The organism is Roseivivax sediminis (assembly GCF_900112685.1).
Lineage (GTDB): Bacteria > Pseudomonadota > Alphaproteobacteria > Rhodobacterales > Rhodobacteraceae > Roseivivax > Roseivivax sediminis.
In genome coordinates, this window is sequence record NZ_FOMS01000017.1 from 62,842 (window position 1) to 73,754 (window position 10,913).

A 10,913-nucleotide genomic window follows, 5' to 3' on the forward strand; every position below is an offset into this window, starting at 1 on the left:
TACGACATGCGGGCATGGCATTATCTCTATCCGGCTCTGCCGGCATTTCACGGCCGCGAGCAGCTGCGGGCCGGCATGGGCGCGCTGCTCGGGATCAGCCTGTGCGCCCTCCTGGTGAGCCTGGCGGCCAGCCTTGAACTGTCTTCCATCTATCTGATCGCGCCACTCGGAGCGACGGCGGTGCTGGTCTTCTGTGTCCCGAACTCGCCCCTTGCCCAGCCATGGTCGGCTGTCGTCGGCAATGCGACGTCGGCACTCGTCGCACTCCTGGTGCTCCAGGTCGTTCCCGGCCCCTGGTCGGCCGGCATCGCGGTCGGCGCCGCGATCATCGCCATGATGTTCGTTCGGGCTCTGCACCCGCCGGGCGGCGCCGTGGCCTTGCTGACCGCCCTCGATCCGGCACCGGCTCTGGAAGTGGGACCGCTCTTCGCCCTGGTGCCGGTCGGGGTGACCACTGCCGTGCTGGTTCTTGCCGCCATCGCCTACAACAGGGTTACGGGGCGGGTTTATCCGTTCCGCCAGCCCGAGACGGATGACATCGGAGATCCCGCGCTGCGGCTGGGATTATCGACCGAGCAACTGGGCCAGCTGCTCGACCGGTTCAACCAGGCGACCAACCTTGGTGTGGCGGACCTCGGCCGCTTGCTGGCGGCTGCCGAAGCCGAGGCGGCTCAGCACCGTTTCGACGGCACGACCTGCGCCGACATCATGACCACCGGTCTCATCACGGTGCGGCCCGGCACCACACTCCCGGAGGCGGCGCGCCTGTTCCGCAGCCATGCCATCAAGAGCCTTCCCGTCGTCGACGGTGACATGAAGCTGCGCGGCCTGGTGCTCCAGGCGGATCTCCTCGAGACGGTGGCGGCGCAGGACCGCCGAGTAGCCTGGCGGCAGCGGTCCCCGCGTCGCACCGTATCAGACGTGATGCGAAACGCCGACCGCGCGGTGTCGCACGACCTGCCCGTCGGCGCACTTCTCAACCGTCTGGCAGCCCAAGGCAGTGAAGTCGTTCCGGTTGCCAGGGAGGGACGACTCGTCGGAATCCTGACCCGCTCCGACATCGTGCGGCTGCTTCTTCATGGGGCGGAGGAGCGTCCTGCGGCGTAAGAGCCGCTTGAACTGCCGGCATCCGGAACACATCCTCCGGGCAAGCGAGGACGACCTCGCCCGGCCAGACGGTCAGCACGCGGGACGGCCCGAGGAACAATCGGAGCCATTTCCATGCGCAGCACCGCAGATCGTATTCGCCAGGCCGTCAGTTTCGAACTCATCGGCATCCTGATCGTCACCCCGCTCTTCGCCTGGGTTTTTGATCACCCCATGGGCGACATGGGCGTTCTGGTCGTGCTGGGTGCCACGGCCGCGACGGCCTGGAACTACCTCTTCAACCTGATCTTCGATCATGTGCTGAACTGGCGCCGGGGCGATGTCCGCAAGACGCTGCCGCTCCGGATCGTCCATGCCGCGCTCTTCGAGGCAACGCTGCTGCTGCTGCTCCTGCCCATCTTCGCGTGGTGGCTGGATGCCTCGCTGGTCACGGTGCTGCTGATGGAAATCTCCTTCGCGGCATTCTACATGGTCTATGCCTTCGTCTTCACCTGGGGCTACGATACCCTGTTCCCGCCGCAACGCACCGGACGGACGACCGCATGATGGAAGACGAAACCGACGCAGGCACTGCCCCCTGCTTTGCACACCACCTTGTGGACGGGCATCCGGTCGACCCCGAAACGGCGCGGGACGTCGCGCGGTTCAGGCGCGCGGAACGGGCACGGCTGGTCGCCGCGCGTGCGCTCCCTTCGGAAGAGCGCCAGAGGGCGACGGCCAACCTGATCGATGCTCTCGACCGGGTCGTCGCGCCCAGAGCCGGAATGACCATTGCTGTCTACTGGCCGATCCGGGGCGAGCCGGATCTGCGGCCGTGGATGGGCGCGGCCCATGCGGCCGGTGCGCAGGTCCTGCTTCCGGTCGTGGTCGAAGAGCACACGCCGCTCGAGTTTCAGACCTGGTCACCGGGATGCCGCATGACACGGGGCTTCTGGAACATCCTGGTGCCCGCCGATGGCGAGGTGCGCGTGCCCGACATCGTCATCGCGCCGCTCGTCGGCGTCGACGAAGAGCTCTATCGTCTCGGCAATGGCGGGGGCTATTATGACCGGACGCTGGCACGGCTTGACCCGCAACCGCGGATCGTCGGCGTGGGGTTCTCCGCTTGCCGCCTGCCGACCATCTACCCGATGCCCTGGGACGTGCCGATGAGCGAAGCTCTCCTGTCCGACGGGACGCATCTGGAGCGATAGGCCCTCGGCACCCCCGCGCCTTACAACAGAAAGAACACCAGCGTCAGCGCGGCACCGATGCCGACGATCAGGGCCCGCAAGTATTCGGTGTGCTGAATCCGGCGTGCCTGCCGGGCTCCAATGTAGCCCCCTACCGTCGTCGCGACCGCCAGAACGGCGGCGGATTCCCAGGCTATCAAGCCGGCAGTCGCATAGGTGGTGACCGAGACCAGCGAGAGCACGGCGGAGAGGAGATTCTTCAGGCCATTCATGCCGTGCAGATTCTGGAAGCCGATCAGGCTGAACACCGCCAGCAGCATGATTCCCAGTCCGCCGTTGAAGTAGCCGCCATATCCGGCCACCAGGAAGATCGCGCAGGCCGAGAGAACGGGTCCGATCCTCACTCCCCTCGCGCGCACCATTGCCACCAGACGCGGCCCGATGGCAAAGAGCAGCGTGGCGGTGAGCAGAAGCCAGGGAACGATGCCGACGAAGGCCTCGCCCGGCGTGACCAACAGAAGGCCCGCCCCCGCCAGCCCGCCAAGCGCCGCGATCGCAATGATGCTGCCCAGGCCAAGGCTCCCCTCGGCGCGGATGTCGTGCCGGTAGGCCCAGGCGCTGCCGAAATAGCCCGGCAGGGCGGTCAGCGTCGCCGTGGCATTGGCCATGATCGGCGGCACGCCCAGCCAGACCAGCGCCGGGAAGCTGAGCAGCGTGCCACCACCGGCAATGGCATTGATCATGCCGGCGAGCAAGCCTGCGGCGACCAGTATGATGATGGAGAGCATCCGCGCATCCTCGAACCAAACGATCGCGTACATGCTCCGCCACAGGCTTGGTCTGCAAATTGGTCTGCTGCAACGTCGGCTGCGGTAGAACCGCAATGACAGCTTAGTCCGGTGCGATCGCGTCGAGGATGCGGCAGTTCGATATCGTGCCACCGCCATTACAGGTCGCGGAGATCCGGCGGAGCTCCTGTGCCAAGGATTGCAGGTCGGTGATCTTGCGCTCGACATCAGCCAGATGGGTGGCGGTGATCTTGTCCACCTCCGCGCACGGGCGAGCCACATCCGACGCAAGGCTCAGAAGCTCGCGAACCTGATCCAGTGAGAAGCCCAGGTCTCGGCAACGACGGATGAATCGGAGGCGCTCGAGTGCCGCAGCATCGTAGGTCCGATAGTTGCCGACACTCCTGTCCGGCGCCGGCAGCAATCCGATCTTCTCGTAGTAACGGATTGTCACGACCTTCGTCCCCGTTGCCCGCCCGAGGTCGCCAATCTTCAGATCATCGCGCGGCATGACTTGACCCTATAGTTGCTATAGACCGTAGGTAGGTGACAACGCCGATGAATGCGAGACCACCTGATGCCCTGCTGTTCCGACGACACCTGTTCCTCCAGCGCTGCCGCAAGCGGCGGCTACCGCGCGGTTCTCTGGATTGTGCTGGCGATCAACGCGGTGATGTTCCTGGTCGAGATCATCGCCGGTCTCGCGGCGGGATCGGCCGCCCTGCAGGCCGACGCCCTCGACTTCTTCGCTGACGCCGCGAACTACGGCATCAGCCTTTTCGTTCTTGGTCTGGGTATCCGCTGGCGCGCCAGCGCCGCTCTCGTCAAGGGCGCCTCGATGGGACTCTTCGGGCTGTGGGTGATCGGAAGCGTCATCTGGCACGCGGTGCATGGCACGGTGCCGGGATGGGGCACGATGGGCGTCGTCGGGGCCGTGGCTCTGGCTGCCAACGCTGCCTGCCTCGGCTTGCTCTATGCCTGGCGCGACGGCGATGCGAACATGCGGTCCGTCTGGATCTGCTCCCGCAACGACGTCATCGCCAATCTCGCGGTGCTGGCCGCGGCGCTCGGTGTCTTCGGCACCGGTACCGGCTGGCCAGACCTCATCGTGGCTACCATCATGGCCGTGCTGGCGATCCAGGGGGCAGCAACTGTAACACGACAGGCTCTTTCGGAGCTGCGAGACCATAGCAGTCCGGATCCCGCTCCACTCCTGCGGTGACAGCGTCAGCGCCCGATGTGCCGTAGGCCGCCGGCCCCGAACATGACGCCGGCCTGCTGCTGAGGATGATGTTCGGCCGCAGGGGATAATCCCAAGGCCCGGCTCCTCGCCTTCCGAGCCCCCTCGGCTCTCCACAACGGACGAATCGGAGCCTCTGTGAACCCCCTCGGAAGGGCTGATTCGGCCCCCAACGGTCTTCACTTACCCTTGGGAGTACCTTCGAGACGCCTTGCCGCCCCCTCGTAAGCAACTTTCCCCACACGGAAAAAACGTCTCTCAGAGCTTCCCTCGGACGGGCCTGACGCGCATCTTCGCCACACGCCCTGATAGTCCCTTGGGACCAGTTTTCCGCCCCCATGAAATTTCGGGACGCGCGAAACCCGCCATATGTGCCTCTGAGAGCCCCTCTCAGACAAGATATGGCCCACCATCCCATCCCCTTCGGGTCGTCCGAGTTGCAGAATGCTATCGTAATACGAGCCGTAGCACCAAAATTGGCAGCCGCTGCCCCGGAAGATGCCGATCTGATCAGCCTACGGCTGCGCGCCGCAGCAGACCTCACATCTCGACACCCCCGAGACAGCAACCATCTCAACTCCCGCCCAAGGATAGCGGGAGTGTTCGCTCGCACGTCTGCGAGCCAGTGCCGGACCGATCTTGCCAGGTCCTGTTCCAGCCGCAGACCCTGCTGCGCGCCGCAGAGCCTCGTCTGTTCCAGTCCCTGTCGAGGTGCACCCGACACGAAGAAGAAATGGATCGTTCGCCAGCGAGGAAAAAGGATCCGGTTGATTTTTCTTCAAGTGGCCGTCCGGTGCCCGCAACACACCACCAAATCAGCCGCTCCGCGGCTCTTTCAAGGGGGATTCCCTCTTTCTCTTGATTCAGGGGCCAATTCTCAGCGGCGTTTCAAGAACTTAGAAACCCTTCTGTCGCAATTTCCCTGCGTCCTGACGCAGAAAACCCGCGGGATGACGAGATTTCCCCGCGTCTTGTCGCAGAATCCCCGCGAGATGACGAGTTTTCTCCGGGAGGAGAAATTCATGCCAGCACCAAAGTTTGACCCAGGAGCCCGATCCCCTCGATGCTCCGAGCAAAATTTTGTCTCGGACAGGACGCGGTGGCGGCTATGCGTGTTCGCGGGCGCATGACATCGCACCCGTAGCGAGGGATGTCATGACCACCGAGACTTCATGTCCGGGTTCTGAAAATCCCGGACATAACGGGTCCTCCCTGCTGTCATGGTTGGGTGATGATGGCTGCGTTTTCTTCCTCTGCTCAAAAAATCTTGGAAACGTTCTTCGTCTGATCGGGCTCTGGCCAATCTCACAGTCACCGATGCGAAGACCACCACGACCCGGTCAGAAGGACGGACCGAGACCTTGAAGCGGCAGATCGCCGCAATCTAACCAACTCAAGGGAAAAATCATGCATCACCAGACTTCTCGCATGTCCGTCATCGCCAGCGATCTCACGGAGGACATCAGCATCGGCCAAGCCAGCGGGGCGGCCAACACCAAGAACAAGGAGGACAAGTCGGGTCGCCTTATGCGCGCACAGGAGTTTTCGCGCCGTGCGGCACAATGGCTCGTCCTGATCCGTTTCCGCGCGCATGCAGCCGCTCCGTCGTTTTCGACGAGTACGTCACACTACCATGTCCTTCTCGGCGCGGCTTCGTCGGACGCCGAGCGTCTGTCGAGCTGCCGGACGATGCTCCTCTGCGTCGATCGTCAAAGGGCTGTCGAGGAACTGGCAGCGCAAGCGAAATTCGCAGTGGAGCGGCCGGCCGATCCCTACCGTGCGGAGTGGAGGATCACAGGGCGTGGCGCCGTCCTGCACGTGATTGCCGACCTGCTCTCCGAGGCGATCCGAGCATTCGAGAGCGCTCTGGCCGAATGACCTGTTTCTCCTTGGCGGCCGGATTGGTCGCCAAGAGCATTTTTTCGATCTCCAGGATGATCCCATCTGCTCAGCATGACACATTCTCAACCCACTCTGAGCCTTGCCGACCTGCGGATGCGCATCGAAAACGGCACCCTACCCTCGACCGGTAGTGCCTCCATCCTGGCGTTTCTCGACCTCGCGCGCAGCGCGATGGGACCAGAGACATTTCATGACCCCGGGGTGCTCGCTTCGCACGCGTCATTTTCGGTCTCCTTTCCTCCCTTTCCCGACGACGATCTTGCAACGGCCTTCGGCGACGCCGCCCTATACGGTCGCTGCCGGGAAAGCCTCCTGCGGCACGCCCGGCTGGCCGGGGTATGGCCCCACGAAGACCCCTACACGCTCCTGAACCAGCTCGCGCGGGAACGCCGCCTGCCCAGCGTGAACCGGAAACTGATGGAAGAGATATTCCCGGGAACGACCTTGCGAGATGTGACGCGTGAACTGGCCATCGCAGCCGACCGCGATCTTCGTGATAGGAAGAGGAATGCCTTCCGGAATTCGTTTTCGACAATCGACAAGCTGAGAAATGACCCGCGCGTGGTCGCGGCCGGGATCCTTCGCCCTGAAAAAGCTGGCCCCTTCCCGGCCTATCGCGATGGCGACAAACACCGCATCGAATTGCCGGCCGTGCTCGCGGCGGTTCGAAGACGCCTTCCCGTCGGTCATGCCCTTCACGCCCGGCGCGCATTCGAACTTGCCGTGGATTTCGGATTACTTACGGAAGACGGGCCGAAGCCCGGCTGGTCGCTGAGCCTCGAGGATGCGACGAGATACCATGTCGCGGTAAGCCAGCAGATCTCTGCGAACACCGCGGCTCTCTATCTCCGGACGCTGCTCTCTTTGCTTCGATGCGCCGAGCCCGCGGCTGTGTCCGAAGATATTACTCCGGACCGGGTGCGTCGACCCGAACGCCATAACGCGCCCGCTGAGCCCCGGAAACGAAAGACAGACAGAAAACCGGTCGTGTTGCCATCCGCGCTCGAAGCAGAAGTTGAAGCCTTTGCGAAAGACCGCTCCGCAAGCTCCCGGCGCGTGAAGGACTTGCGCCGGGTCCTGCGCGACCTTCTGGACGCCGGCATCGACATCGACAGCCCCACCTGTCTGCAGGACTCCGTGGCCTTTTTCGAGACCAGGGTGGAGGAACGCGCGGACCTCACGCTCCGCCACTACAGGACCGTCCTTCGCACCTTCTTGGCGCATACGCACCGGCTTTCTTTTTGGGAGGGTATAATCTCCCGCGCCAAGGGCACGATTGCGAGTGGCAACGACATGCAGGGCCTGCTGTTGGTCAGGAAATATGCCGAATGTGCCAAGCCACCAATACCGCCCGACAAGATCGACGTGGATGTCGCGCGGGATTTCCTCTTGAAGGCTCAAGCGGTCCGAGATGTCCCGAAATGCCTCGCCGGGCTCGCGGCGCTCGATGTCTTGCGCAAGGAGTATCCCGAGCTCTTGCCGGGGCCGGCGATCGGCGACCAGCACGACTGGCTCCGCCATCGCCCCGGTGACATGCCCACAGCCCTGGAGAACTCCTTGCGGTCGATCGCCGAAGCGGCGGGATACGGCGCATTTGGTGTGAAGGAGCTGATCACCGCGGCGCGGACCCTGGTTGATCTGACGTCCGACAAAACGGTCTTCGAAGCCCAGATCGACATCATTCCATGGCGTAACCTGATCGCGGCGGCTGCCGGGAGTCATCCACGGGAAATGCTCCATTACCGCGCACCATTGCAGCGTCTGGCCGATCGGGTCAGCCGCGTATGGATGCCCGGATGGCAAAACCTGCAAGCCAGACTCGTGGAAGCCGGCATCCCGCGCGCCGAGAACCCCGTCGACACAATAATGGAGGTGGCAGGGAAATCGGGGCTCGAGCCTTGGCAGCTCGACCGCGAATGGGCATGGATCCACGAACGGTCGCTGCGGCCTGACCTACGCCGGAAGTGGGTCCGGGCTGTAGACAACTTCGACGCCTTGCGGACCGTGTCGAACATTGCCGCAGACAATCTTCTGCCGTCTGAAAAACTCGGGCCGATGCCCAAGACCGGAAACAGGCTGAAAAATGCTCATTTTCCGCTGCCGCGCAGGTTCGAGGCCGCGCTCCAAGGCGAGACCAAGCAGGTTCTGGAAGCCGCGCATTTCGTCTGGCGCTGCTTGCGAGAGTTCGGGGACCATTCGTGCGGGGACGATCCTTCGACAGGTATGCTTGTGTCAGACGAAGTCCTTGAGCGGATCATACGCGAGCAGCCCTTTATGACGCCCGCGTCGGCCCGCCTTCACGTCGCGCGGATCCGCGACTGGCGCGAAAGCCGCCCAGGAGCGTTTTAGACTGGACGATCTCGCTCAGGATGGGAGTGATGTCATCAGGGATTGTCGTGAATCGGTCGTGTCAACAATTACGGAAACGGGGATCCTATGCGGCATCCGCAATCAGAAGCGGCTTGCGGCATCGTTCTTGAATGTTTCCAAAAGGCCTGAAGCGGCGCTGCGGCAGAAGGCGCGACCTCTAAGGCATGACACGATGACGCGACCGGCCCGTTGCGCACATTCGAACGAGGCCTCTCGAGTTGTGACGCGCGTCACCAAGCCCTGACAGCCTCAAGATACTTCGGCGCACTTCTCCATCGGGGCCAGATGGGGCTCCTATGTCTGCAAGCCCGTCACGGCTCTCAGGTCGAGGTCCAGCGTCGCTGACATGCCGTCCGGGCTGAAGTCCCTGGAGAATCTCCCTGCGAGCGAAGAGCCAACCGTGCTCTGGCACATGCGCGTTCCGAAACCCTCGTGACCTGGTTCGCCAGACGCGGGCTTGGTGGCGCAGTCTTCCGTCCACTGAACAATCAGCCGATCGTCATGCTCATGCGCATATATCGCGATGCCGTGTCCTGCTTCGGAGAGGCCTCCGTATTTGACGGCATTGGTCGCCAGCTCAAAAATGACCAGTGATAGGGGCGTGATGGCGGCCGGGCAGACTTTGAGCTCCGGCACATCCAGTGTTACGGAAGCGCCCCCGCTGAAGGGTTCCAGGATCGAGTTGATGAGTTGGGCCAGAGCTGTGCCCTCCGGCCGTGCTCCAGCGGGATCATCAACGGCGCGCGCATGGACCGAGGCCAACGCGAGGAGGCGCTGGCGCATTACCGTGACAAGCTCCTGGACACTGTCCGCCTGCCGCGCGGCAATGGATAGGAGACCACTGGCCACCGCGAAGGAGTTTCCGACCCGATGGCGCATTTCGGAGAGAAGGAGCTGCTGCCTCTCTGCAGCTTGGCGTTGCAGCGTGATATCCCGTGCGATCTTCGATGCCCCGATGATTTTCCCGTCGGCATTGCGCACCGGCGAAACAGTGAGCGAGATTGGCACGAGGCTTCCGTCCTTGCGCTTCCGGATGGTCTCCAAGTTGGAGATCCGCTCGCCTCGGCTCAGCCGCGCGATGAAGCCGGCTTCTTCGTCCATACGATCATCAGGAAAGATCAATGTTATCGGCCGCCCGATGGCCTCCTGGGCCGAGTAGCCGAAAAGTCGTTCCGCCCCCGGGTTCCAGCTCCGAATGACACTGTCGAGCCCCTTCGTGATGATGGCGTCATCTGACCCCTCGACGATCGCGGCGAGGTGTTGCTGAAGGCTTTCTGGCGCTTCGAGTTCTGAGAATACACTCTGTGTCATCGTCATCGCAGTATACTTGACCCGCAAATATTGAGGCAATTTGTTTGGCGCAAGCCACAAGCCACAAGCCACACGCCACGACGCAAGAAAGTGACAAACTGAGCGTGCCGACATGACCATTCTGACACCCGCACCTTTCCTACCGTCAGTAGCTCATGGAATCCGATCCGTGGAGATTCGCGAGCGCCGGGTCGTAGAAAGCCCTTCTGACGGCGTGCCCCGGCCAATTCAATGACTGGTTGGAAGGCGATCCAAAGATGGCGTTGGTCGCAGCATGCGAAGTTCCTACGTGCCGTGAAGTCGTTTCGCCTTCAAAGCGAACTGCGCTCCATGCCTGGTATTGAGGTCATGCGAATGTCGGCCAAGAGCTCGAACCGGTCATGCGGCGCGGCAGCCGCACACACACAGGGTCGCCCTCAGGCACGATGTTACTTCCGGCCCTGACCTGCCGCTCGAGGGGCGGCCCGTCGCTGCAGCGCAGCTACCCCGAACCAGTCATTCGTGGTCACGTGCAGCATGGTCTGGCAGCCCAAGGTCAGCGGTGCGGGACCTTCCCGCCGTTCGCTGCACCCGCTCGGTCTCCGCCGCGCCTGCGAGCGCCTTCGGGAGGTGGGCGGAATGCCGACGTTCGCTGCCCACCGCACGAAAGGCAGATCTGCGGAGATGGTGTTGAAAAACTCCGCTTGAGCGACGTCACTGGTGCTGATTCAATTCTCCTGAAGCATGGGAGAACTGGCGATGATGGGGCCGAGGCAGGTTTCGCAGGGCGCGCTGTTCTACGAGTTCGCAATAGAAGACCACGTCCCGGCGGAGCATCTGCTCAGGGGCATCGACCGCTTCGTTGATCTCGGAGACATGCGCCGCCATCTCGCACCATTCTACAGCATGACGGGCCGCCCCTCGGTCGATCCGGAGCTGATGATCCGCATGCTGATCGTCGGCTACGCCTTCGGCATCCGGTCAGAACGGCGGCTTTGCGAGGAGGTTCATTTGAACCTGGCCTATCGCTGGTTCTGTCGGCTC

General features: G+C 63.0%; 10 protein-coding genes. 7 read left to right on the forward strand and 3 right to left on the reverse strand.

Annotation, left to right across the window (positions count from 1 at the left end):
* Window positions 1-6 precede the first annotated feature (6 nt).
* The 3 genes from F3H57_RS20075 (at window position 7) to F3H57_RS20085 (ending at window position 2,300) form a co-directional block, all read left to right on the forward strand.
* On the forward strand, window positions 7-1,107 hold the full coding sequence (locus F3H57_RS20075) for an HPP family protein (protein ID WP_149758408.1): 1,101 nt from the start codon (window positions 7-9) through the stop codon (window positions 1,105-1,107).
* Window positions 1,108-1,221: 114 nt separating this feature from the next.
* Complete coding sequence (locus tag F3H57_RS20080) at window positions 1,222-1,653, forward strand: PACE efflux transporter (protein WP_149758410.1); 432 nt, start codon at window positions 1,222-1,224, stop codon at window positions 1,651-1,653.
* Window positions 1,650-2,300, forward strand: coding sequence for a 5-formyltetrahydrofolate cyclo-ligase (locus tag F3H57_RS20085; RefSeq protein ID WP_149758412.1), 651 nt, complete (start codon window positions 1,650-1,652; stop codon window positions 2,298-2,300). Before F3H57_RS20080 ends, F3H57_RS20085 begins: the two co-directional genes overlap by 4 nt.
* A 20-nt stretch (window positions 2,301-2,320) precedes the next feature.
* Here F3H57_RS20085 and F3H57_RS20090 read toward each other — a convergent pair whose 3' ends face one another.
* Window positions 2,321-3,067: a sulfite exporter TauE/SafE family protein gene (locus tag F3H57_RS20090; RefSeq protein ID WP_149758414.1), complete on the reverse strand. Its 747-nt coding sequence runs from the start codon at window positions 3,065-3,067 to the stop codon at window positions 2,321-2,323.
* Between the two features lie 103 nt (window positions 3,068-3,170).
* Window positions 3,171-3,578: a MerR family transcriptional regulator gene (locus F3H57_RS20095; RefSeq protein WP_149758416.1), complete on the reverse strand. Its 408-nt coding sequence runs from the start codon at window positions 3,576-3,578 to the stop codon at window positions 3,171-3,173.
* A gap of 66 nt (window positions 3,579-3,644) precedes the next feature.
* Between F3H57_RS20095 and F3H57_RS20100 the strand changes: the two genes are divergently transcribed.
* From F3H57_RS20100 to F3H57_RS20110, 3 genes are all read left to right on the forward strand, one after another.
* Window positions 3,645-4,289, forward strand: a complete 645-nt coding sequence (locus F3H57_RS20100; protein ID WP_149758418.1) for a cation transporter — start codon at window positions 3,645-3,647, stop codon at window positions 4,287-4,289.
* Between the two features lie 1,446 nt (window positions 4,290-5,735).
* Complete coding sequence (locus F3H57_RS20105) at window positions 5,736-6,185, forward strand: hypothetical protein (RefSeq protein ID WP_149758420.1); 450 nt, start codon at window positions 5,736-5,738, stop codon at window positions 6,183-6,185.
* A 75-nt stretch (window positions 6,186-6,260) separates the two neighbouring features.
* Entirely contained in the window at window positions 6,261-8,558 is a 2,298-nt protein-coding gene (locus F3H57_RS20110; protein ID WP_149758421.1) for a hypothetical protein, read from the forward strand.
* A gap of 315 nt (window positions 8,559-8,873) precedes the next feature.
* On the opposite strand, the gene F3H57_RS20115 is transcribed toward F3H57_RS20110, so the two are convergent.
* Complete coding sequence (locus F3H57_RS20115) at window positions 8,874-9,896, reverse strand: sensor histidine kinase (protein WP_188129775.1); 1,023 nt, start codon at window positions 9,894-9,896, stop codon at window positions 8,874-8,876.
* A gap of 732 nt (window positions 9,897-10,628) precedes the next feature.
* On the opposite strand from F3H57_RS20115, the gene F3H57_RS20120 reads away from it, so the two are divergent.
* Window positions 10,629-10,913: transposase (locus F3H57_RS20120; RefSeq protein ID WP_149754387.1), on the forward strand; the 285-nt coding region annotated here is incomplete at its 3' end.